This is a genomic window from Ruegeria sp. YTSA219, from assembly GCF_059609985.1.
Genome location: NZ_JBXWMT010000002.1, coordinates 62,728 through 86,018, shown reverse-complemented (window position 1 = coordinate 86,018; position 23,291 = coordinate 62,728). Strand labels below are relative to the sequence as shown.

Sequence of the window (23,291 nt, the reverse complement as noted above, 5' to 3'; positions counted from 1 at the left end):
CGGCCACAAAAGGCGGCATGAGCCTCTGGATACCTGTCACTATCGCCGCCGCAACGTTTCAGACGGTGCGGTTCATGCTGCAAAAATCGCTGAGCAGTGTAAAGCTGACGGCCGCCGGGGCGACATTTGCCCGGTTTGCCTATTCAATCCCGCTGGTTCTAATCGCTCTGATCGTGGCGCTGCAGTTGACGGGGTATTCCTTGCCGCCGTTGACCGCCCGGTTCTGGGTGTTTGCCACCATTGGAGGAACGGCTCAGATCCTTGCCACGATCTGTGTCGTCGCCTTGTTCAAACAGCGCAATTTTGCTGTCGGCATAACTTTTAAGAAAACCGAAGTAATCCAGACCGCCATCGTTGGTTTTCTGGTCCTGGGCGATCAGGTCTCGTCCTGGGCGCTTGGTGCGATCTTTCTGGGGCTGACGGCTGTGTTGCTGCTGTCGAAAAGTCCCGGTGGAGACGGGGCGTGGTGGCGACATCTGACGAACCGGGCCTCGCGGCTTGGCCTGGGATCAGGTGTGCTGTTTGCGTTTTCCTCGGTCAGTTATCGGGGTGCCTCGCTTGAACTGGGCGAGATTGATGCGTGGTTTCGGGCACTTGTGACGCTGGCAGTCGTTGTCTCGCTCCAGTTCGTCAGCATGGGCCTGTGGCTGTTGTGGCGAGACAGGGCCGAGCTGCGCGCCGTGTGGCAGACACGCCGAACAGGCGTATTTGTCGGACTGACCAGCCTGTGCGGATCGTTCTGCTGGTTCTTGGCATTCACCTTGCAAAACGCCGCCTACGTCAAGGCTCTGGGGCAGGTCGAGCTGATCCTCAGCCTGTTCGCGTCGATCTTGTTTTTCCGCGAAACCATTACCCGGCGCGAGATCGCCGGGATGACGTTATTGGGCGCATCAATTCTGGCGTTGGTTTTGTCTATTTAACCCGTGCGGCGTTCGTCGAAGCTGAGCGCGATAAAGCTGGGCAGGTGATCGCCCATTCCCACGACCGAAGGACCGTTGTCAGCGCGCCGTCCACGGCCTCTGACTTCTTTATCCTTCTTGCGATCTTCTCTTTTATCGTCGCTTTTGGGGGCCTCTGTTGGCCGGACTTCTGTCGGCCGGGCCTTTTTCTCGGGCTTTGGCCTCTCGGGTTTCGGCTCTTCCTTTACCGGATTGTCCAAGCGAGGAATTTCTTTTTGAATCAGCTTCTCGATCGCGGCCAATGCTTTTTCATCGCGTCCCGAACAGATAGTGATCGCTTTGCCTTCGCGTCCGGCGCGACCTGTACGGCCGATCCGGTGCACATAATCCTCGGGGTGGCCGGGGACGTCGAAATTGATCACATGACTGACCGAGGGCACATCCAATCCGCGCGCGGCAACGTCCGAGGCGACAAGCAGACGTAGTGTTCCGTCACGGAAACCGTCCAGTGTTTTCGTCCGTTGTGACTGATCGAGATCGCCATGGATCGCGGCAGCATCATAGCCGTATTTCTTCAGCGATTTCGCACAGATGTCCACATCGGTCTTACGATTGCAGAAGATGATCGCGTTGGTGCATTTTTCGCCCTCGGAGTCGATCAGCGAACGCAGGACCTGGCGCTTGGCGCTGGCCTCGCGGTCACGGCGACCACCTTTGAACATGACCACACTTTGCTCGATGGTTTCCGAGGCCGTCGCCTGACGGGCAACTTCGATCCGGGTTGGGGCCGACAGGAATGTATCGGTGATCCGCTCAATCTCGGGCGCCATGGTGGCTGAGAAGAACAGCGTTTGGCGTGTGAACGGCGTCAGCGAAAAAATGCGTTCGATATCGGGGATAAAGCCCATATCCAGCATTCGGTCGGCCTCATCCACCACCATGATCTGGACGCCGGTCAACAACAGTTTGCCGCGTTCGAAATGATCCAGCAGGCGACCTGGTGTGGCGATCAGAACGTCGACGCCACGGTCGATCAGCGCATCTTGTTCCTTAAAGCTGACGCCGCCGATCAACAGCGCTTTGGTCAGCTTTACATTTTTGGCATAGGTGTCGAAATTCTCGGCCACCTGCGCGGCCAGTTCCCGTGTCGGGCACAGCACCAGCGACCGCGGCATGCGCGCACGTGCGCGGCCACGGGCCAGCAACGTGATCATCGGTAGCGTGAAGCTGGCGGTTTTGCCTGTACCGGTCTGGGCGATACCCAGAACGTCCTTGCCCTCAAGCGCGGGTGGGATTGCGCCTTCCTGGATCGGTGTTGGCGTTTCGTATCCGGCTTCCTCAATGGCTTTGAGGACCTTCGGGTTCAGGTTCAGTTCGTTAAACTTTGTCATGTATGTCCGGTTGTTGCGGACACTAAAACCTGGCCCGCGCGTAAAGAATGTGCCGGGCCCGGATGGCCATGCGATGTTTTGTGCATTTCGGCTTGGCGGGACATAACAAAATCACGGGGCAGGGTCAAATGAAGTCACTTTTACGCTGCAACACCGGCTGACCATGCGGATTTATCGCAACAATTCAGGTACTTCTGGGGAAATGTTTCGCGACTTTTCCATCCAAATCCAACGGACGGTGCCTAATCAGCCCAAACTTTTCGAGGCGGGTGCGAACTTCTTGGTCGGTGCCACTGATTTCATCATAGAAAGCACGCAGGCCGTGAGTCCCATCTTCTTTTTCGATCCAGCTCAGTAATTCATTCATGTTCATCCCGCCTTGTTCGCGCGGAACATTGGGTGACATGCCTGGCTGATACGAGCCCTTTTCGAACCGGAACCGATAATGGGCTAGCCAATGATCCCAGTCAGGTGCATGACGGTGGCATAGATCAACCTGGGGCAGCTCGACCTTGGTCGGGAGGATTTCGCCATCCTGAAACAGATTGTGAATCCGGAAATTGATCTGAGGTAAGCCTTTGCGAACAAAAAGTTTACCCTGAACATGGCTGAGGAATCCAGCCAGAACAAATCCGCCAAAATTCGGATATAATGCCTGAACGATCCCTTCACGGCCCTGACCTGCGGGGATATAGGCTTTGTACAGGTCTTCGGTTCCGCCCACGGGCTCGATCGGACGAACGCGCACCGCTGGGATACGTTGCGGAATCTCCGCTAATATCGCGCCAAGGTCGGATTGCGGCCAGAGGAACTCGTCCAGATCAATATGGGCAAGCCAGTCGACCTCAGCCTTTCTGTAAGTAAAGCTGGCATTTGCGGTTTGCCGGACCTGATGTTTGTCGGGCCTCTCGCGCTTTCGGTTCGCCCAGTACCCTTCGTCGCAGTTGCGTATTTCGATCCGTGGGTGGCGGTTCAGGGCGTTGAACGCAGCCGGGCAGGGCTCGTCCAGATACAGATACATTCGGTCGGCCCCGAGATCGAGGTGATAGGCCGCAAACCGAAGTATGTCCGGGGCCGAGCCCCGGATCGTTGATACAATGCCCCAGCTTGGGACATTATCCGGCATATGAAGCTCGTGACCCCGTCACGCCATCATCTCCTTGGTGGCGGTCAGGTTCAGGTCGGGATAGTCCCGCACGACCCGGTCGATGTCCCACTGCAGGCGAGTCAAATAGACGATGTCGCCGTCATGATCATGAGCGATGTGCTGCTTGTTGGCATTGACGAATTTCTCGACCTCAGCCTTTTCACCACTGACCCAGCGGGCGGAGGTGAACTGAGACGCCTCGAACCGTACCGGCAGGCCGTATTCCATCTCAATCCGGCTGGCCAGAACCTCGAATTGCAGTGCGCCAACGACGCCGACGATAAAGCCCGATCCGATCGACGGTTTGAACACCTTGGCCGCGCCTTCCTCGGCGAATTGCATCAGGGCTTTTTCCAGATGCTTGGCTTTCATCGGATCGCCCGGGCGCACGGCCTGCAGCAGTTCCGGCGCAAAGGAGGGGATGCCGGTTACCCGGATCGCTTCGCCCTCGGTCAGCGTGTCGCCGATGCGCAGCTGGCCGTGGTTTGGGATGCCGATGATGTCTCCGGCCCAGGCCTCTTCGGCCAGTTCCCGGTCGGATGCAAGAAACAGCACAGGGTTCGAGATTGCCATCGGCTTTTTCGATCGAACATGGGTCAGCTTCATGCCGCGTTTGAAATGGCCCGAGGCCATGCGCACAAATGCCACCCGGTCGCGGTGCTTGGGGTCCATATTGGCCTGAACCTTGAAGACGAACCCAGAGACTTTCTTTTCTTCTGGCGCGATCTGACGGGGTTCCGCGGACTGTACCTGCGGCTGTGGACCATAGGCGCCGATGCCTTCCATCAGTTCCTTGACGCCGAACGAATTGATCGCCGAGCCGAACCAGATCGGGGTCATGTGGCCTTCCAATACCGCTTGGGGGTCAAGCGCGGGCAGCAATTCGCGTGCCATCTCAACCTCTTCCAGCAGCTTCTCAAGCAGGTGCTCGGGCACATGTTCGGCCAGCTTGGGGTCGTCCAACCCGTTGATCTGGATGCTTTCGGCCACTTTATTACGGTCAGCGCGGTCCATCAGCTCCAGCCGGTCGCGCAGCATGTCGTAACAGCCGATAAAGTCGCGGCCTACTCCAATCGGCCAGGCAGCGGGCGTGACGTCGATGGCCAGCATTTCCTGAATTTCGTCGATGATCTCGAACGTATCGCGGCTTTCGCGGTCCATCTTGTTACAGAAGGTCAGGATCGGCAGGTCGCGCAGGCGGCAGACCTCAAACAGTTTCTGGGTCTGGCTTTCCACACCTTTCGCGCCGTCGATCACCATCACGGCCGCGTCCACTGCGGTCAGAGTGCGATAGGTATCTTCCGAGAAATCGCTGTGGCCGGGCGTGTCCACCAGATTGAACCGGAAGTTTCCATAGTCGAAGGACATGGCCGAGGCTGAGACCGAGATCCCGCGATCCTTCTCCATCTGCATGAAATCCGAACGTGTCCGCCGTGCCTCACCCTTGGCGCGTACCTGACCGGCCATCTGGATGGCGCCGCCATACAGCAGGAACTTTTCCGTCAGGGTCGTCTTGCCCGCATCCGGGTGCGAGATGATGGCAAATGTCCGGCGCCGGGCGATCTCGGGCGGCAAGGTGGGTTGGTTCGTGGCGGTATCAAGCATAGTCGCGCGTATAGGCGGGGAATTCTGCCGAAGCAAGACAAAGAGGCTGGTTCGAATCGTCTGCCTGTGGCAATAAGAACATATAGTGAACAAATAATGGAGAGGATCAATGAATTTGAAAGAAATCGCCGATGAGCTGGTGGCGGGATGCCGGGAAAACCGGGCCAAGGCCAATCTGGATAAGCTGTATGCGGCAGATGCCGTTTCGGTTGAGGCCGTCGATGCATCCGGTATGGGACGCGAGGCGCATGGGCGCGACGCGATCCGTGGCAAGCACGATTGGTGGGAGAGTTCGACCGAAGTGACGGGCGGAAACGTCAGTGACCCGATGGTGCATGGCGAAGACCGTTTTGCCGTGATCTTTGAGGTGCAGGGCAAGTTCAAGGAAAGCGGTGAGAGCTTCGATATGCGCGAAGTTGCGCTGTATCACGTCGCGGATGGCAAGATCGTACGGGAAGAGTTCTTCTACTAACCCCTTGTCATCAATCTGTCTTCCCTGTCTGCTGGGTGCTAGACATGCGGATAATCACAGATGGGGAGGAACAGATGGATCTGGGAATTCGAGGAAAGCGCGCGCTGGTTTGTGCCAGCAGCAAAGGGTTGGGTCTGGGCTGCGCCGAGGCTCTGGCGGCGGCTGGTGTGAATCTGGTGATGAACGCGCGAGGGGCCGACGCGTTAGAGGCTGAAGCCGCGCGTTTGCGCTCGGAATTTGGTGTCGATGTGCAGAGTGTTGCGTGTGATGTGACCTCAGAGGAGGGGCAGGCACAAGTGATTGCTGCCGCGCAGGCCGTTGATATTCTTGTGACAAATGCCGGTGGTCCGCCTCCGGGTCTGTGGTCGGATTGGCAGCGTGACGACTTCATCAAGGCGTTGGATGCCAACATGCTGACCCCGATTGCCTTCATGAAGGCCCTGTTGCCCGGCATGATGGATAAGGGCTGGGGCCGGGTGGTGAACATCACCTCGCAATCCGTACGTGCGCCGATTGCCGTTCTTGGCCTGTCTAATGCGGCACGGACCGGGCTAACCGGATATGTGGCCGGAACGTCCAGGCAGGTCGCACCGCATGGTGTGACAATCAATAACCTGTTGCCGGGGATACATGCGACGGATCGAGCGGATTCTCTGGACGGTGGTGTGGCTGCGCAGCAAGGCATTTCCGTTGACGAGGCACGCGCGCAGCGTGAGGCAACCATCCCCACGCGCCGCTATGGCTCGCGGCAGGAGTTCGGGGCAACCTGCGCGTTTCTGTGTTCGCAGCATGCGGGCTTTATCGTCGGCCAGAACATCCTGTTGGATGGTGGCGCGACCAATCTGACGATGTGACCATGGCGCAAGGGTTTTCACTGAAGGATCAGTTGTTTAATGCAGAAAAGACCGGCTATCTGGCGAGGCTTTTTGCCGAGGCTGATCCAGGGTTCGATGCACAGGCGTTTCAAACGCAGGTGATGTCACGCCTTCTCGAGCTTGAGTTGAAAGAGCGGATGGCGTGGATCGCCGAATGCCTGCAGCAACAGGTTCCGGGTGAGCTGCCAACTGTCGCTCCGACCCTTTTACGGGCCTTGCCGCCGCCGCTGGATCCGAACAAGACCGACGACGATTTTGGCGATTTCATCTTTGCGCCGTTGGGGGATTGGGTCGTGAATGTCGGCCTTGATCACCCCGACCTCGCGCTGGACGTGCTGGCTGAACTGACGCAGAGGTTTTCGATGGAATGGGCCATTCGCCCATTTCTCAATCGCCACCCCGAACACGTCATGGAGCGGCTGGAGGATTGGTGCGGACATGACAGCTATCACGTGCGGCGTCTGGTGTCCGAAGGAACCCGCCCGCGTTTGCCATGGGGGCAGGCGGTGGGGCTGGAATTGACCGATCCGCTGCCTCTGCTGGATCGGCTGCATCAGGACCAAACGCGCTATGTGACGCGGTCGGTGGCCAACCATCTGAACGACATCTCCAAAAAAGACCCGGATCTGGTACTGGACCGCCTGCAGGGCTGGTCTCGTTCACAGCGTCAAGACGCGGACGAGCTGCGGTGGATGACCTCTCATACCCTGCGCGGTCTGGTTAAGGCCGGGCACCCACGCGCGATGAAGATGCTGGGATATGACCCTGATGCCGATATACAGGTCTCGGTTATGGTAAATGGGCAGGCAAAGATTGGCGGCGCGCTTGAGTTTGATGTTTCATTGGCTGGTGAGGTGGATCAACCGGTTCTGGTCGATTATATCATTCATTTCCAAAGGCCTGGCGGCAAAACTTCCGCCAAAGTTCACAAGCTGAAACAGGCCGCGCTAAGGAATGGAAACCTGACCTTGAGCAAAAAGCACAAGCTCAAAGGCGATGCGACCACGTTCAGGCTTGTTCCCGGCGCACATCTTCTGGAGATTCAGGTGAATGGCCGGGTGCGCGCGGATCTGGATTTTGAGCTGCTGGGCTAGCTCAACCTTTCGTCAGATTGCTCGGCTTTTGATTGCACGGTGCGCGGTGCTGGGTTAGCTCAACATCAGTCAGATCAGGGGATGACAGCGATGAAGCATGAATCGGTGCAGAACTATTATGGCGAGGTCCTGCAAAGCAGCGCGGACCTGCAGACCAACGCGTGTTGTACGCCCGACGATATGCCGGATCATCTGAAAAAGATCCTCGCCAAGGTCCATGATGACGTGCTGACCCGCTATTACGGCTGCGGGCTGATCGCGCCGCTGGATCTGGAAGGGATGAGGATCCTTGATCTGGGCTGTGGTGCCGGTCGGGATGTATACGCCCTGTCTGCCATGGTGGGCGAGAGAGGGCGAGTGGTCGGCGTGGATATGACGCCCGAGCAGTTGGATATAGCCCGCGCGCATCAGGAATATCACGCCGAAACCTTTGGGTATGCCCAAAGCAACGTGGAATTCCATCACGGCTACATCGAAAAGCTGGATGAACTGGACTTAAAGGCGGGGTCTTTCGATATCATCGTTTCGAACTGCGTGATCAACCTGGCCACTGATAAGGAGGCCGTTCTGCGCGGCGCGCACCGCCTGCTTAAGGACGGCGGAGAGATGTATTTCTCGGACGTTTATGCGGATCGTCGCGTACCGCAGGCAATGGCCGAGGATGAGGTTCTGTATGGCGAGTGTCTGTCCGGTGCGCTGTACTGGAATGACTTTCTGTCGATGTCTCGCAAAGCCGGTTTCGGCGACCCGCGTCGAGTCACGCACCGCCCGTTGACCATCGAAAATCCGGTTCTTGAGGACCGCGTGGCACCGCTCAAATTCCTGTCAGCCACCTATCGTCTGTTCAAGTTACCTGCGTTGGAACCCGCCTGCGAAGATTATGGTCAGGCCGTGATCTATAAGGGCACTGTGCCCAATGCGGCGCACATATTTGAGCTGGATGACCACCACGCAATCGCGACGGATAAGGTGTTTCCGGTGTGCGGCAACACATGGATGATGCTCAAAGACACGCGGTTTGCGCGGCACTTTGAGTTCATCGGTGATTTCTCAACCCATTACGGCATCTTCGAAGGCTGCGGTGGTGAAAGCCCATTTGAGGCGACCGAGCAGGCCGAAACGGGCGGCTGCTGCTGATCCCTTGCACCCAAAGGGAGGGGTTGCTATCCCCGCCCAAGCCCGATTGATTTGATCGGGTAAGGCTACGGGGTCCATCGGTGACAGTAAACGCAACTCCTCCGCGTCTGGAAATTCGCAATCTGGTCGCCCGGTACGAAGGTCGGGTGGTGGTTGATGACGTCTCGCTGACCGTGCAGGCGGGGCAGGTGACATGCCTGTTGGGGCCGTCAGGGTGCGGCAAGTCAACGACGCTGCGGATGATTGCCGGTGTCGAGATGCAAGAGACAGGCCAGATCTATGTCGATGGCAAGCTGATCTGCGATACGGTGTTCCGTGTCCCGCCTGAGCGGCGCGAGATTGGCCTGATGTTTCAGGACTTTGCCCTGTTCCCACATCTTAGCGTAGCTGACAATGTTGCCTTTGGCCTGAAGGGTAGCAAAGATGAAAAACGCGCACGCGTGGATGAGTTGCTGGCCAAAGTCGACCTGATGCGTTTCGCAGACAGCTTTCCACATCACTTGTCGGGCGGTGAGCAACAGCGGGTGGCTCTGGCGCGCGCATTGGCCCCACGCCCCCGGATCATGTTGATGGATGAGCCGTTTTCGGGGCTCGATAACCGGTTACGCGATGGAATTCGGGACGAAACTCTGGCGATCCTCAAGGAAGAGGACGCCGCAGTCCTGTTGGTTACCCATGAACCCGAAGAGGCAATGCGTATGGCCGATGAGATCGCCCTGATGCGCCGTGGCAGAATCGTTCAACAGGGTGCGCCTTACAACGTCTACACCCGTCCTGCGGACAAAGCTGCAGTTGCATTCTTTAGCGATATAAATGTGTTAGGCGCGCAAGTTAACGGAGCTTTGGCCGATACCCCATTTGGTCAGTTTCTTGCTCCGGGTGTGCCGGATGGAACGAATGTTGAGATTGTATTTCGGCCTCAGCACGTCCGTTTGGATTTTGATCGCAATGGCAAAGGTCCACTGCCGACACCGACGGACGGTGTAGCCGCGCGTGGTGTGGTCGAACGGGCGCGTTTTCTGGGCAACGAAAGCTTGATTGAATTCCGTATGGACTATGATGATTCAATCTTGAAAGCGACCGTTCCCAACGTGTTTGTCCCGCAAGCGGGGCGGGTCATGTGGCTGACCATTCGCCGCGATCGGTGCTTTGTATTCCCCAAATAGGGTCTAAAACTGCAGTTTAGGCGCAAGTGGTGCGTGAAAGCCTCAGATTGCACCTGCGGGTTGCTTGCCGCAGTGCGGGGCTGGGTCTATCAAGGAAAAAACGCTGCGGTGGATGGGGCATATGCGTATTCTTTTAACCAATGATGACGGTATCAATGCGCCGGGACTTATCGCACTCGAGGCGATTGCTGCCGATCTGGCCGGACCGGGCGGTGAAGTCTGGGTCGTTGCGCCCGCTTTCGAGCAATCCGGCGTGGGGCATTGCATCAGCTACACGCACCCGATGATGGTTGCCAAGCTGGGAGAACGCCGTTTTGCTGCGGAAGGATCACCAGCTGATTGTGTCTTGGCTGGTTTGCACGATGTGATGAAGGACGCGCCACCCGACCTGGTATTATCTGGTGTGAATCGTGGGAACAACTCGGCCGAGAATACGCTGTATTCTGGCACAGTCGGGGGCGCGATGGAGGCGGCCCTGCAGGGGGTTCCGGCTATTGCCCTGTCTCAATATTTCGGTCCGCGCAATTTGGGGCTGGATGACCCGTTCGAATCCGCGACCCGATTTGGTGCTGAACTGGTACGTAAGATACTGGGCGCGGCGCCGGCAGAACAAGGCGATTACCGTTTGTTTTACAACGTCAATTTCCCCCCAGTGCCTGCGAATGAAGTACTGGGCACCCGGATTGCCCCTCAGGGTTATCGGCGTGACACACATTTCTCGGTCGAGCCGCACAGCTCACCTTCGGGGCGGCGGTTTCTGTGGATCAAGGGCGGGTATCAACACAACCGGACTGCACCTGGGACGGATGCTGCCGTCAATCTGGCAGGCTATATCTCGGTCACACCAATGCGTGCGGATCTGACGGCGCATGACGCGCTGGAAGCGTTAAAGTCGATCGAATGAGCGGACTGGACCCTGAAACAACCATGCAGTTCCTGTTTGCCCTGCGCTCGCGCGGGGTGACGGATGCACGCGTGCTGGCAGCAATGGAGCAGATAGATCGCGGCAGATTTGTCAAAGGCCTGTTTGCAGAACGCGCCTATGAGGATACGCCGCTGCCGATTACGTGCGGCCAGACGATCAGCCAACCGTCTGTCGTTGGGCTGATGACGCAGGCGCTGGAAGTACGTCCGCGTGATACCGTGCTCGAGATCGGGACGGGATCGGGCTATCAGGCCGCGATCCTGTCGAAACTGGCACGCCGGGTATATACGGTCGAGCGTCATAAGCGACTTGTGCGCGAAACCGGCCAGTTGTTCCGTGATTTGGGGCTGACGAATGTGACGGCAATGTTGTCGGATGGTTCGTTTGGTTTGCCCGAGCAAGCCCCGTTTGATCGTATCATCGTGACCGCAGCTGCCGAGGACCCGCCCGGGCCGCTCTTGGCGCAGCTCAAAATCGGCGGTATCATGGTCTTGCCGGTGGGGCAGTCGGATACGGTCCAGACGTTGATCAGGGTCCGACGCACCGAATCCGGTTTGGACTATGACGAATTGTTGCCTGTCCGTTTTGTGCCCTTGTTAGAAGGGCTTGGGAAGGATGGAGCTTAAAGGAATATTCTGCAAAATGCGCCGGAACCCCGATGAACAAGGGCAGGTGTCGAGGACAATAAAATGAGAGCAGTTTCCAAATCAGCAATGCGCCGCTGTGCGTTAGGAGTGGCTAGCCTTGCAATCCTGGCTGGGTGCGAAGGGCCGCTGGACTATGATCTTCGCGGACAGGTAGGCGGTTTTTCCACCGCCGAAGCAGCACAGTCGGCGACGACCAACCGGCCCGCACCGGATGCCAGGGGTGTCATCACATATCCGACCTATCAAGTGGCGATTGCTCGCCGCGGCGACACTGTCAGAGACTTGGCCGCAAGGGTTGGCTTGCCTGAAGGAGAGCTGGCGCGTTTCAATGGTCTAATGCCTACAGATACCCTGCGCGAGGGCGAAGTTGTGGCACTGCCCCAGACGGTCGGTTCCGCAAGCTCTGTCGATATTGCGACGATAGCTGGTACTGCAATCGACGAAGTCCCCGCAAATGGCTCGGTCCGTACATCAACGCTTGAACCCGCAAAACCTGCGGCGGCACCGGCACCAACCGGTCCCGAACCGATCCGCCACAAGGTGAAACGTGGTGAAACGGCATTTACAATTTCACGCCTCTATGACGTTCCCGTTGAGGCGCTGTCAGACTGGAATGGATTGGATTCCGATTTTACCGTCCGCGAAGGCCAGTTCCTTCTGATCCCGGTGAAAAGCCAATCCGCACCGCGCAAAGCTGCTGTGCCTGCAACGAATGTGACTCAGCCCGGTCAGGGGTCTCCGACACCGACGCCGCCCAGTGCTACGCAGCCCTTGCCTGACGAAACCATTTCCCCGGCCACTCCGGCGCCTGATGTGACCGCCGAGGCACCAACCAACCAAAGCAATTCGGCGCTTGGGCTTCCTGTGAACGGTACGATTATCCGCACCTATCAAAAGGGAAAGAACGAGGGGATCGACATCGCAGCGGCCGCAGGATCGCCTGTAATGGCGGCAGAGGCGGGAACTGTTGCGGCGATCACTGCTGATGCAGATCAGGTTCCGATCATCGTTGTTAAACACAACAGTGATCTGCTGACCGTCTATGCCAATGTGGCAGATATCACGGTCAAGAAAGGGGATCGCGTGCGACGAGGGCAGAAGATTGCCTCGCTACGGAGCGGGGACAACGCCTATGTCCATTTCGAAGTGCGCAAAGGCTTCGAATCTGTAGATCCAGAGCCCTATCTGAAATGATAAGAATGGCCCCGTCAGGGCCATGCCGCTGGCAGGGATAATCCCAACCCGATGACGGCAGGGTTAAGCGTATGGGTCGTAATCGCTCAGACGCTTTCCCGGCTCGTCTGCAAAAATCTCGGGCAGAGGCAGGACGGTTTCGATCAGGTCAATTCGGAAGACCCGGAAACCATTGCGGAGTTCACACCAGGATGTCAGCGTCCAGACTCGTCCCCAATACTCCATATGCAATGGCCGAATGGTGCGCTCGGTCAACACGCCGTCGATCCTGCGGTAACTCAGACGTAATTTTTGTCGTGATTTGATGGCGGCGCGGATCGGGGCCATATGCGCCAGCCCGCGTGCGGCATCGGCAAAGGGGTAGACCGCAAATTTCCAGCTGTCAGCCTCGGAAATCACCTGGGTCGGCAGCACGGCGTCGATCTTTTCAGCCAAAGACTCGGCGGCGGTTTTCAAGTCGGGGTCGGCGGCCTCGGCCACGATTGCCATGCCAAGGTTCAGCGCTTCCAGTTCGGCCGGGGTCAAATTCAGCGGGGGCAGGGTGATCTGCTCACGCACCATATAACCCACGCCGCGCTCACCTTCGACCGGAACGCCCGAGGCGGCCAACGTATCCATGTCGCGATAGATCGTGCGGACCGACACCTCGAGCCGATCCGCAATGTCCTGCGCACGGTGCAGTTTGCCGTCGCGCAGGATCTGGATGATGTCGAACAGACGGTCAGTGCGGCGCATGACACGCCGTTCTGACCGCGATCAGGCGGTCATGTTCCATAGCACGTTCTCGTGGCGCATCTGCATGCCTTCGGGGTTGATCGCTGCGATCAGTGCGGGCGCAAAACCCTGCTGCGGGAACTGCGCAGCTGCGTCCTGTGCGGCCTTCATATCGGTCCAGATCACGTAGTCAGTCCAGCGCCCGTCTTCGCCTTGACTGAGTTGACGATGGGCAAACCCCGGAGCTGCGCGTACAAAGGCTTCGGACGCTTGGCTGAGTTTTACGAACTCTTCCGGGGTTGTCCCGTTGGCGAGGGTGAAGGTGACGATTTCTGCAACATGGGTCATGTGAATCTCCGTTGACCAGGTTTCGATACCGCCTACCTAGCCCCTATCAACTGACACAAACCTGTCAGTTGATCAATCCGAGGCCGTAAAAAACATCGGATCGGATCAAATTTGAACGCAGATTTGAACCAACTCACTTTTGCAGGCGGGCCAGCGGGCGTAGACACGGACCCAGATCACATTTCCGGCGTACGGCGCCGACGTTATAGGAGAAGAGAGATGCTCAACAATATTGGCCTTCCCGGCATTCTGCTGATCGCAGTTGTGGTTCTGGTGCTATTCGGCCGTGGCAAAATCAGCTCGTTGATGGGCGAAGTGGGCAAAGGCATTACGTCATTCAAGAAGGGCGTCAAAGAAGGCGCAGAGGAACTGGATCAGGACGCATCCGAGCTGGCCAAGGACGTCACGCCCGAGACCGACAAAGACAAGGTCTGATCTGGTATGTTTGATCTGGGCTGGACCGAGCTTCTGGTCATCGGCGTCGTTGCCCTGATCGTTGTGGGGCCAAAGGATCTGCCGGTTTTGTTCCGTAATGTCGGTCGTTTTGTCGGCAAGGCCCGTGGCATGGCGCGCGAATTCAGCAGTGCCATGAACGAGGCGGCGGATCAGGCCGGTGTAAATGACATCAAAAAAGGTCTCAACGCGGCCACTAACCCTGTAGGCAGCGCCATGGATGGTGTGAAAGAAGCCGCGCAGGACCTGGCCAAAAGTATCGACCCCACCAAGTTCGACCCCGATAGCGAGACCGGTAAGCTGGCCGCCGAACGGGCCGAGCAGGCCAAGAAGATTCAGGCCTCGACCGCACGTGCTGCGGCTGAGCGTAAGGCGAAAGAAGCCGCCGAAGCGATGGCCAAGGCTGAAGAGGCCGAAGCCGCGCTGAAAACCGAAGGCAAATCATGACCGACACAGACGAGATCGAAGACAGCTCGGCCCCATTGATCGAGCATCTGGCGGAACTGCGCACCCGGCTGATCCGCGCGGTCATTGCCTTTGTAATAGGCATTGTCCTGGCCTTTACGGTCGCGGAACCGATCCTGCAATTCCTGGTCCAACCAATCGAGGCAACGCTGCGCGATCTGGGCGATCCGTCTCCGACTTTGCAATATACCTCGCCACAGGAATATCTGTTTACGCTGTTCCGAATTTCGATGGTGTTTGGGTTTGCGCTGGCCTTCCCGGTGATCTCCTATCAACTCTGGCGCTTTGTGGCGCCCGGTCTGTACAGGTCTGAGAAGGGCGCTTTCCTGCCATTCCTGGTCGCCTCGCCGTTCATGTTCCTGCTTGGGGCATCATTTGCACAATTCGTGGTAACGCCGCTGGCCATGCAGTTCTTTTTGGGCTTTGCGGATGTCAGTTCGATTTTCGCCAATCTGTTGTCGGCGACTACCGGAGATGTTCCAGAAGAGATCGTGGTTGTGCCCGAAACCACCGAGGGCGTGAAGATCACGTTCTTCGGCAAGGTGAATGAATCGCTGGATATCACGCTGAAATTCATCCTTGCCTTTGGCCTGTGTTTCCAACTGCCTGTGCTGCTGACCCTAATGGGCAAGGCCGGTCTGGTCAGCGCCGAAGGTTTGGGCAGTGTCCGGAAATACGCCATGGTAGGTATTCTGGTGCTTGCTGCCCTTGTGACACCGCCAGACGTGATCACTCAGATCATCCTGTTTGTCGTGGTGTATGGTCTTTATGAGGTGTCGATCTTCCTTGTCGCCCGAGTTGAGAGAAAGCGCGAGGCCGAGCTGCGCGCAGAAGGATACTATGACGACGAAGAAGAGGCTGATGCCGATATCATCCACGAAGAAGACGGCAAATAAAGCTGCGATCAAGCAATGAACAGGCGCGCCCAGCCCGGCGCGCCTTTTTCATGCGCCGCTCTTGTCGCGCCGGGCGGAACATGGTTTGAGACCCTCCAAACACGACCGGAGGCCCCAATGGATACACAAGCCCTGAACCGTATTGCCGACGCGCTGGATCGCATGGCCCCGGCGCCTTTGGCCGCGCCCGATTTTGCCGCAGCTCCGGCTTTTGTCTGGCATGTCGAACCCGACCGCCTGGAACCGGTTAAGCAGGTCAATCGGGTCGATTTGGATCTCTTGGTGGGTATCAACCGGTCTCGCGATACACTTTTGGACAATACACGCCGCTTTGCCGCTGGATTTAAGGCCAACAATGCACTGCTCTGGGGTGCGCGCGGTATGGGCAAATCCAGCCTTGTCAAAGCGGTCCACGGCACCTTGCAGAACGAACATCCCGATCTGAAACTGGTTGAGCTGCAGCGCGAGGATATGGGCTCGGTCGCGCGTCTGCTGAACCATCTACGCGCCGCGCCGCATCGGTTCATCCTGTATTGTGATGACCTGTCCTTCAGCCACGATGATCAGCACTACAAATCGCTCAAGGCAGTGCTGGACGGTGGCATCGAAGGTCGCCCGGAAAATGTGGTGTTCTACGCCACCTCAAACCGCCGCCACCTGATGCCGCGGGATATGATCGAAAATGAACGTTCCAGCGCCATCAACCCGTCTGAGGCCGTAGAAGAGAAGGTCTCACTGTCGGACCGGTTCGGGCTATGGCTGGGTTTCCATCCTTGCGATCAGGACGAATACCTTGCCATGATCGACCGCTATTGTGCTTCTTACGGCGTCTCGGTCGACGCAAACTCCCTGCGCGCCGAAGCGATCGAATGGCAGGCCACACGTGGTGCGCGCTCGGGCCGTGTTGCATGGCAATTCTTCGTCGATCTGGCCGGAAGAAACGGTGTTCACATCGCGTAATCCGCCGGCTTCATCAGGCTAAAAATACCTCCGCCGGAGGCATGGCCCAATGGGCCATTCCTATAACAGAGCCAGAATGCGCGCCGCTTCATCTGCGGTGCTGGTCAATGCCTCCCGATCCTCACCGGGATGAAACCGGGCACGCACGGCAGTTGGCATGGCAGCCGGTTCCACGATGCTCACACGCGGCCCGGTGCGCTCAGTTTCCAGCGCCCAGCTACGGGCCAGAGCCATCTGCGCCGCCTTGGTGGCACCGTAGATGCCATAGAATTTCTCACCCGCCTTCGGATCATCGAAAAACACCGCATGGCCGGCCTCACCCAGCAAAGGCGCAACATAGGGGATCAGGACCGACGTGGCGGTTGCGTTGGTGTTAATGGCTTTGGTCCATTCCTTGGGGTCAATGAAATGGGTCGGCGTCAGGGCCGAAGTGTGAACCGCAGTATGCAGCCACAGGTCCACCTTGCCCCAGCGATCATGGATGCCACGACACAGAGTGGCCATCGCATTCGGGTCGGCAATATCCATCGGAGCCAGGGTGGCTGAACCGCCCTTTGCTTTGATGCGGTCGTCCAGTTCTTCCAACCCGCCGGTGGTACGGGCGACAGCGACGATGTGGTACTCTGGTGCCAGCGCCTCGGCCAGGGCAGCGCCCAGCCCGCGTGAGGCCCCGGTGATGAGGGCGATTTTAGTCTGATCGGTCATGACTGCGGTTTGAACCCAAGCGTGCAGCGCGTCAAGACAGGATTAGCTGCCTGGGATCGCTATGCGCGTCGTCTGACCGCTTTGTCGCAGCATGATGCCCTCGGCATCAATGGCCACAATAGTACCTGAAGACACACGGCTGCCCAGCTTGACCTCTTTGACCCGGCCAGAAGACATCCGCATCAGCGCGCGCATATCGGCTTTTGGCCCAAACACCCCAAGCAGGGTGACAGAGTTTTTGCTAAGCGCGCCCTGTTGCGTGGCCGCGCTTGTGACGGTTTTGTTTGACATAGAGTGCGGTTGCGGCACGCGGCCCCAACCCCTTTTGATGAGTGGTTGGAGGCGGGCTATCAAACGCAACAAGGGAACAAAAGGTCTGGTGAATTGTCCGTTCCGTCACTTTCAAAAGGCAATCGGTGAACCCATTGCGATTGCATTTCATTCGCCAAAAAGTTGTGCGCGGAAACTAAGCGAATTTACACCGATGCAGGTCGGAAACCGCCCGGCTTGGACCGGGCAGAGAGCTACCGATTCGCCGGAAACTTATCCCGAAGCCAGCTTCGCCGCATTCCAGGATCCGCCGGGCACCTGCATGTCTTCACGTTTCTTACTAACGCGTGAGCTGCTTTCGAGCGTATCCAGATAGTCTTTGCTGACGCTTCCGGTGATGTATTTTCCGTCAAAACACGAACAGTCGAACGCTTCGATTTCTGGATTTCCTTCCTTGGCGGCCCAGATCAGATCGTCCAGATGCTGATAGATCAGGGCGTCTGCACCGAGCTCTTGCCGGATTTCCTCGACCTCTTTGCCATGGGCAATCAGCTCATGTTTGGTGGGCATGTCGATGCCATAGACATTGGGGTATTTCACCGGCGGTGAGGCGCTGGCAATGTAGACCTTCTTGGCTCCAGCCTCGCGGCACATTTGCACAATCTTCTTGATCGTGTTCCCGCGGACGATGGAATCATCGATCAACAGAACATTGTGGCCGTCAAACTCCAGCGGAACCGCATTCAGTTTGCGGCGCACGGATTTCTGACGTTCGGCCTGACCGGGCATGATGAACGTTCGTCCGACATAGCGGTTCTTTACCAGACCTTCGCGATAGGGAATGCCGGTGATCTTGGCCGCCTCAAGCGCGACCGGGCGGGCGCTGTCTGGGACCGGGATGATCCGATCAATCTCAAGCCCTGATTCCTGGATCTGTTTGGCCAGCGTCTGCCCCATACGCATCTGCGTTTTATAGACAGAGACGCCGTCCAACAGAGAATCCGGACGCGCCAGATAGACATATTCAAAGATACAGGGTGTCAGCTTGCCTTCGACCGCCTGGAATTCGTGCATGTTGCCGTCCAGGTCGATCAGAATCGCTTCGCCAGGGCGCAGGTCGCGCATCTTGTTGAAGCCGTTGATGCCAAAGGCCACATCTTCCGAGGCAAACGCAAAGTCGTCGCCACCGCTTTCGGTTTCGCGGATGGCCACCGAGAGCGGGCGAATTCCGTGCGGGTCGCGGAAGGCCAGCATTCCGACACCTGCAATCAGGCAGATTACCGAATAGGCGCCCTGTACCCGTTCCATCGTCATCTTCACACCGGCAAAGATATTCCGAATGGGCTCGGCGTTGCCATTGACCTTGATTGCGTCAGCAACCTTGTCCGCCAGAACGTTCAGCAGAATTTCCGAATCTGACGTTGTGCGCAGGTGGCGGCTGTATTTTCCGGTGACCTTCTCACGCTGTGCGGCAGTGTTGGTGATATTGCCGTTATGAACCAGGTAGATGCCATACGGGGCATTCACGAAGAACGGCTGCGCCTCGGCCGCGCTGAGCGACCCGGCAGTCGGATAGCGCACATGGCCAATGCCGACCTTTCCAAGCAGGGTATCGGCGTCCTGAGCGTTAAACACGTCCTTGACCAGCCCGTTGGCCTTCTTTTCGCGGAAGAACTCTCCGGTATACGTGACGATACCCGATGCATCCTGACCCCGGTGCTGTAGCATCAGAAGCCCGTCATAGATTTCCGCAAACACATCATGTGTTCTGCTTGCGATCCCCAAAATCCCACACATGTACGGGCTCCAAATTACTATGACGATTTAAGTTGTGGCGGTGTTCGGAACATCAGCATGGCGGTGTCTTTGCCTGATACTTCCCATAGATCTTGGGATGCAGACGCGCCCTGGTCGTAAGCGGCAGGCGCGAAAGAAAACAGATACAGCAAGATCGGCAGCTCCGATTCCATGTCAGTTCGGACTTCACATAAAGCCTTACGGTGGCTGTGTCATCAAAGGATCACATTTGCGATTTGACGCAGGTGGAATTTGCCACAATGGCCGAACAAAAGGTGACAGGTTTCGCAGCTTGTGCTGTCATAGAGGAAACAATCCGAAACAATAGTTTCTTCAAGCCAAGCGGATTTCAGACATGTGGCAAAACAATCAAGGTCAGAAAAAGCAAGAACCGGTAAAACGCCGGTGCCACCGATGCCGTGGAATGGGGCGCGCACCCTGTCAGATTTGCGGAGGCGCAGGTGAAGTGATCAAAAGTCGGGACATTTTTGGCAAGCCCGTCATGTCCCGTTGCGAGGGGTGCTTTGGGCTGAAAAACATCAGATGCACCGTTTGCGCCGGAGAAGGGTTTGTCTAAGTCGAATTGAAAAAGCCCGGCTTTGACCGGGCTTTTGCTTTATTCCGCTGCAGGTGTTTCAGGGGCGGCAGGTGCGTCGGATGGATCGGCGCTTTCACCACAGCTGGCTACCAGTTCTTCATATTGGGATGTTACCCACCCCAGCGCGGCTTCGGGGTTTTGCTCTTCGATTTTGTCGCTGAATTGTTCGAACACTTTGGCTGACCGGCTTTCGTCGACGATTGTGTAGGATTGGCCCGTCATGACTGTGTCATAGACGAAGAAGGCAATCGCCACCAAAAGGATGCCGCGCGCGATTCCAAAGAAAAACCCAAGTGCCTGATCCAAGCCGCCCAGCGCAGACCGTTGCACAAGCGATGAGAACAGTGGGGTAAATATACTAACCACGATCAGGGCAATGGCAAACACGCCAGCGAACCCGGTGATAACCGACAATTCACAACTGTCGCGCAGGAAATCTCCGACAACGGGGATTTCTTTGACCAGTGGAACGGCCTGTGGTGCGAAAATGAATGCCAAAACTGCCGCCGCAACCCATCCCGCGATCGCGAGAATTTCCCGCAACAGGCCACGGGAATAGGCCAGCAGACCCGATATAACGATGATCAGGGCAACTACCCCGTCAATTATTGTAAAACCTTCCATGGCCCTCGCCCGTAATTTTTTCTGCCCCTCAAGGCGTTACCTTAACCTGCTCCGAAGGTTTCGCCAACAAACCCTACCAAATCAGAGGGCCGGGTGAGTGTCAGACCTGCCACAGTACCGGTTTTCCCGCCTGCCGGAGCTATGGCGGATGTGAAACCAAGTTTTTGGGCTTCTTTCAACCTGTTTTCTGTCTGAGGGGCCGGTCTAAGTGCCCCGGACAACGAGATTTCTCCGAAAACGACGGTGTCCGTTGGCAGGGCTGTGTCCTCGCGCGCGCTGAGTAGCGCGGCAGCAACGGCAAGGTCCGCGGCTGGCTCGGTGATTTTAAGCCCGCCTGCGACGTTGAGATAGACATCAAGCCCGGCAAAGGGGATGCCGCAACGGGCTTCGAGCACGGCAAGGATCATTGCCAGCCGTCCGCTGTCCCAGCCGACGACGGTTCGGCGAGGCTGAGAGTGGGGGGATGGGGCAACCAGCGCCTGAAGCTCGACCAGAACCGGCCGTGTCCCTTCGATACCAGCAAATACGGCCGATCCGGGGCTGGGCTTGCCGCGTTCAGATAGAAATAGGGCCGACGGGTTTGTGACTTGTGCCAGACCCTTGCCTGTCATCTCGAACACGCCAATCTCATCGGCTGGACCAAACCGGTTCTTGACCGCGCGCAGAATGCGGAACTGATGCCCGCGTTCGCCTTCGAAATAAAGAACGGTATCAACCATGTGTTCAACCACGCGGGGGCCAGCGATCTGGCCATCTTTGGTGACATGGCCAACCATGATGATTGAAACTCCGTGTCGTTTCGCAAACGTGGTCAATTCATGTGCTGCGGCGCGGACTTGTGACACTGAACCCGGTGCGCTGTCGACGTTGTCGGCCCACATGGTTTGAATTGAGTCGATGATTGCGAGACCGGGTTTCTCGGCTTCCAACGTGGTGAGGATGTTACGCAGGTTGGTTTCGGCGGCCAGTTGCACGGGCGCATCTTCAAGCCCTAACCTGCGCGCGCGCATCCTAACCTGCGCGCTGGCTTCCTCGCCCGAGACGTAAATGGTTTTCACACCTGCACGCGAGAACCGGGCCGCGGCCTGCAGCAAAAGGGTGGATTTGCCGATGCCCGGATCCCCACCTACCAGCAAGGCCGAGGCGGGGACGAGTCCGCCTCCCAACACGCGATCCAACTCCTCGACCCCGCAGAGCGTGCGGGGAGGGGGCGTTTCCTCGGTCGACAGGTCCGTGAGTGTGATAGACTGGCCGCGCTTACCACCGAGGGATTTTTTGGCTGGGCCAGCCGAAAGGGGGACGTCTTGCGAGATGGAATTCCATTCACCGCAGCCGTCGCAGCGCCCGGACCACCGTGAATGAGTGGCACCGCAGGCCGAGCATGAAAAAGTTGTCTTTGCCATGGCGCCCTTGGTGCCCGAGGAATGGCGGTTCTTCAAGCCCTCGTGGGCCTTCATCTCCGCCGGTAGTGCGCCATATCCTCAGGCCCGTTTGGGCCATTGTCCAAAGCGGGCGCCGTCGCGCCTATTCGGCGGCGCGAGGTGGCGACATGGCTATGACGCTCGACGGTTTCGATGCACCGTCCTTGGGCTGCTGCAGTTGCGCTGACAGTTCCGGCAACAGTTCGAAAAGTTCGTCGCGCAGGCGGGTTAGCTGAGAACGAGCGATGGATTCCTCGATTTCAACATCATGGGTCCACTGGCGCAACTCGTGCTGAATGGTTTGTGCCTCTTCCAGCCGTTGCTGAAACAGTTCGATCTCTTCCTGGCGTTGCTGCAGGAATGTGCGGGCACGGGCGATGCGGGTATCCCCGTAAGTTTCGGCCAGTTCTTGGCTGATCTGGCTCATTTGCGCGGCCAGCTCCAGAATCTCTGGTTCGAGCGATTGCAGGTTGGGATGTTGGCGCAGGAAGGCCATCCGCTCTTTGACCGCATCAAATTCGGACGACAGGATAAATGCCCCGCTGCGGTCCTGCGCATGGGCCAGCTGATAGGCATGGGCGATGTCGTGCATGTTCAGCGCAAATTTACGGTGCGCGTTTTCCAGGGCCATCATTCGGGCATTCGCAGGAAGGTAGAAGGCCAGCATCAGGATCAGAGCGGTCAGGCCAATCTGAACATAGATCCCGGCGTCGATGATGGTACCGCCTGCCAGTCCGGCTTGCATGGAAAGCCATGGCAGCACGCCCAGGGCGGATAGCATAGTGGTTGCGACGGCCAGAAAAGCCGCGGAACAAATCAGAAAAAATGTCAGTCGTAAAAATGCGTTTTGAAACTGTAATGTTAACGTGTGGAGTGCGGTCATGTTCGACGATCTCCTTCTCAAACCGATACATATCGGGCCGAAGCGGACAAAGGTTGAACATAATTTTTGATCCGCTACGGACCGATCACTACAAGAAACTGGCTGCTCGAAATATTAAGATGATACTCAGATAAGTGTTTTCAATCAATTAGGTCTGATGATTTCGTGATCTGGATGTCATCTCGGTAATAATACCTAGGGCGATTGAGGCCAGAATACAGGCCGTAAACAGGTAAAGCCCCCAAGCGGTTTCGATGGTCGCGTAAGAGATGCCTTTGGCCAGAGTGATATAGAGCGCGATCAGGAAAATGTCGGCCATCGCCAGCTTACCGAGAATATTCAGCGCCGGCTGAACGCGCGCATCCAGCAGGTCCCATTGGATCAGGGCGGTGCCGATGGTTTTCAGATAGGGTGCAAAAAGGGCGAAGACGGTGACGATCAGCGCGAGGAAGATATCGGACTTCCAAAGGGACTGGAGCCCGGTGATGACGCTGATTTCGGAAAGGCCGAAGATGGGCAGGAACCCTGCACGCATCAGCGGGGCGAACCACGCGATGGGGTAGAGGATCAGGAGCGAGAGGGTGGCGAGGCGGAGGGTCATATTC

General features: G+C 57.4%; 25 protein-coding genes. 13 read left to right on the top strand and 12 right to left on the bottom strand.

Translation table 11 applies throughout. The features are described 5' to 3' along the window. The first annotated feature begins 17 nt into the window (after positions 1-17). Positions 18-920 carry an EamA family transporter gene (locus tag AC2FFB_RS03440; RefSeq protein ID WP_271947409.1) on the top strand — a complete coding sequence of 301 codons (903 nt, stop codon included), beginning with the start codon at positions 18-20 and terminating at the stop codon, positions 918-920. On the opposite strand, the gene AC2FFB_RS03435 is transcribed toward AC2FFB_RS03440, so the two are convergent. The 3 genes from AC2FFB_RS03435 to AC2FFB_RS03425 all read right to left on the bottom strand — a co-directional run bounded on the left by AC2FFB_RS03435 (position 917) and on the right by AC2FFB_RS03425 (position 5,042). Further along, positions 917-2,290: a DEAD/DEAH box helicase gene (locus AC2FFB_RS03435; protein WP_496695658.1), complete on the bottom strand. Its 1,374-nt coding sequence runs from the start codon at positions 2,288-2,290 to the stop codon at positions 917-919. The two genes, AC2FFB_RS03440 and AC2FFB_RS03435, sit on opposite strands and share 4 nt — an antisense overlap. A gap of 184 nt (positions 2,291-2,474) precedes the next feature. Beyond that, a complete protein-coding gene (locus AC2FFB_RS03430; RefSeq protein WP_496874500.1) occupies positions 2,475-3,416 on the bottom strand; it encodes a glycosyltransferase family 2 protein in 942 nt (313 codons plus the stop codon). A gap of 18 nt (positions 3,417-3,434) precedes the next feature. Then, the gene (locus tag AC2FFB_RS03425) at positions 3,435-5,042 is read right to left on the bottom strand and encodes a peptide chain release factor 3 (RefSeq protein WP_271947403.1); all 1,608 of its coding nucleotides are present in this window, start codon (positions 5,040-5,042) and stop codon (positions 3,435-3,437) included. Positions 5,043-5,151: 109 nt separating this feature from the next. Between AC2FFB_RS03425 and AC2FFB_RS03420 the strand changes: the two genes are divergently transcribed. The 8 genes from AC2FFB_RS03420 (at position 5,152) to AC2FFB_RS03385 (ending at position 12,552) form a co-directional block, all read left to right on the top strand. Further along, positions 5,152-5,514, top strand: a complete 363-nt coding sequence (locus AC2FFB_RS03420; protein ID WP_142633450.1) for a nuclear transport factor 2 family protein — start codon at positions 5,152-5,154, stop codon at positions 5,512-5,514. Between the two features lie 74 nt (positions 5,515-5,588). Further along, a complete protein-coding gene (locus AC2FFB_RS03415; protein WP_496728527.1) occupies positions 5,589-6,368 on the top strand; it encodes an SDR family oxidoreductase in 780 nt (259 codons plus the stop codon). A gap of 2 nt (positions 6,369-6,370) precedes the next feature. Then, on the top strand, positions 6,371-7,483 hold the full coding sequence (locus AC2FFB_RS03410) for a DNA alkylation repair protein (protein WP_496874626.1): 1,113 nt from the start codon (positions 6,371-6,373) through the stop codon (positions 7,481-7,483). 90 nt (positions 7,484-7,573) lie between these two features. Then, positions 7,574-8,620: a methyltransferase domain-containing protein gene (locus AC2FFB_RS03405; RefSeq protein WP_496693446.1), complete on the top strand. Its 1,047-nt coding sequence runs from the start codon at positions 7,574-7,576 to the stop codon at positions 8,618-8,620. A gap of 80 nt (positions 8,621-8,700) precedes the next feature. Then, positions 8,701-9,786, top strand: coding sequence for an ABC transporter ATP-binding protein (locus AC2FFB_RS03400; protein ID WP_185956606.1), 1,086 nt, complete (start codon positions 8,701-8,703; stop codon positions 9,784-9,786). 121 nt (positions 9,787-9,907) lie between these two features. After that, entirely contained in the window at positions 9,908-10,690 is a 783-nt protein-coding gene (gene surE / locus AC2FFB_RS03395; protein WP_496874499.1) for a 5'/3'-nucleotidase SurE, read from the top strand. After that, entirely contained in the window at positions 10,687-11,337 is a 651-nt protein-coding gene (locus AC2FFB_RS03390) for a protein-L-isoaspartate(D-aspartate) O-methyltransferase (RefSeq protein WP_496712946.1), read from the top strand. Before surE ends, AC2FFB_RS03390 begins: the two co-directional genes overlap by 4 nt. A gap of 63 nt (positions 11,338-11,400) precedes the next feature. Beyond that, entirely contained in the window at positions 11,401-12,552 is a 1,152-nt protein-coding gene (locus AC2FFB_RS03385) for a peptidoglycan DD-metalloendopeptidase family protein (RefSeq protein ID WP_496712948.1), read from the top strand. A gap of 63 nt (positions 12,553-12,615) precedes the next feature. Here AC2FFB_RS03385 and AC2FFB_RS03380 read toward each other — a convergent pair whose 3' ends face one another. Together AC2FFB_RS03380 and AC2FFB_RS03375 are read right to left on the bottom strand one after the other, a co-directional pair. Continuing rightward, complete coding sequence (locus tag AC2FFB_RS03380) at positions 12,616-13,287, bottom strand: helix-turn-helix transcriptional regulator (protein ID WP_281994529.1); 672 nt, start codon at positions 13,285-13,287, stop codon at positions 12,616-12,618. A gap of 21 nt (positions 13,288-13,308) precedes the next feature. After that, on the bottom strand, positions 13,309-13,614 hold the full coding sequence (locus AC2FFB_RS03375) for a hypothetical protein (RefSeq protein ID WP_142633465.1): 306 nt from the start codon (positions 13,612-13,614) through the stop codon (positions 13,309-13,311). A gap of 219 nt (positions 13,615-13,833) precedes the next feature. Here AC2FFB_RS03375 and AC2FFB_RS03370 point away from each other — a divergent pair, with 219 nt between their 5' ends. From AC2FFB_RS03370 to AC2FFB_RS03355, 4 genes are all read left to right on the top strand, one after another. Further along, positions 13,834-14,049, top strand: coding sequence for a twin-arginine translocase TatA/TatE family subunit (locus AC2FFB_RS03370; RefSeq protein WP_142633467.1), 216 nt, complete (start codon positions 13,834-13,836; stop codon positions 14,047-14,049). A 6-nt stretch (positions 14,050-14,055) separates the two neighbouring features. Next, positions 14,056-14,514 carry a Sec-independent protein translocase protein TatB gene (gene tatB / locus AC2FFB_RS03365; RefSeq protein ID WP_281994530.1) on the top strand — a complete coding sequence of 153 codons (459 nt, stop codon included), beginning with the start codon at positions 14,056-14,058 and terminating at the stop codon, positions 14,512-14,514. Continuing rightward, on the top strand, positions 14,511-15,428 hold the full coding sequence (tatC, locus tag AC2FFB_RS03360) for a twin-arginine translocase subunit TatC (protein WP_142633471.1): 918 nt from the start codon (positions 14,511-14,513) through the stop codon (positions 15,426-15,428). Before tatB ends, tatC begins: the two co-directional genes overlap by 4 nt. 117 nt (positions 15,429-15,545) lie before the next feature. Beyond that, positions 15,546-16,388: an ATP-binding protein gene (locus AC2FFB_RS03355; RefSeq protein WP_496693451.1), complete on the top strand. Its 843-nt coding sequence runs from the start codon at positions 15,546-15,548 to the stop codon at positions 16,386-16,388. A 60-nt stretch (positions 16,389-16,448) separates the two neighbouring features. On the opposite strand, the gene AC2FFB_RS03350 is transcribed toward AC2FFB_RS03355, so the two are convergent. The 7 genes from AC2FFB_RS03350 to AC2FFB_RS03320 form a co-directional block, all read right to left on the bottom strand. After that, positions 16,449-17,093, bottom strand: a complete 645-nt coding sequence (locus tag AC2FFB_RS03350) for an SDR family NAD(P)-dependent oxidoreductase (protein ID WP_496688285.1) — start codon at positions 17,091-17,093, stop codon at positions 16,449-16,451. Positions 17,094-17,135: 42 nt separating this feature from the next. Then, positions 17,136-17,384, bottom strand: a complete 249-nt coding sequence (locus AC2FFB_RS03345; RefSeq protein ID WP_496688283.1) for a hypothetical protein — start codon at positions 17,382-17,384, stop codon at positions 17,136-17,138. Positions 17,385-17,636: 252 nt separating this feature from the next. After that, positions 17,637-19,160 (bottom strand): amidophosphoribosyltransferase, encoded by a 1,524-nt coding sequence (gene purF, locus AC2FFB_RS03340; protein WP_281994533.1) that lies wholly within the window; start codon positions 19,158-19,160, stop codon positions 17,637-17,639. Between the two features lie 616 nt (positions 19,161-19,776). After that, the gene (locus AC2FFB_RS03335; RefSeq protein ID WP_496688281.1) at positions 19,777-20,382 is read right to left on the bottom strand and encodes a CvpA family protein; all 606 of its coding nucleotides are present in this window, start codon (positions 20,380-20,382) and stop codon (positions 19,777-19,779) included. A gap of 41 nt (positions 20,383-20,423) precedes the next feature. Further along, positions 20,424-21,785: a DNA repair protein RadA gene (gene radA / locus AC2FFB_RS03330; RefSeq protein WP_496706041.1), complete on the bottom strand. Its 1,362-nt coding sequence runs from the start codon at positions 21,783-21,785 to the stop codon at positions 20,424-20,426. Between the two features lie 121 nt (positions 21,786-21,906). Beyond that, positions 21,907-22,686, bottom strand: a complete 780-nt coding sequence (locus AC2FFB_RS03325; RefSeq protein ID WP_142633486.1) for a DNA repair protein — start codon at positions 22,684-22,686, stop codon at positions 21,907-21,909. A gap of 148 nt (positions 22,687-22,834) precedes the next feature. Further along, complete coding sequence (locus AC2FFB_RS03320) at positions 22,835-23,287, bottom strand: paraquat-inducible protein A (protein ID WP_496874498.1); 453 nt, start codon at positions 23,285-23,287, stop codon at positions 22,835-22,837. Positions 23,288-23,291: the final 4 nt, after the last annotated feature.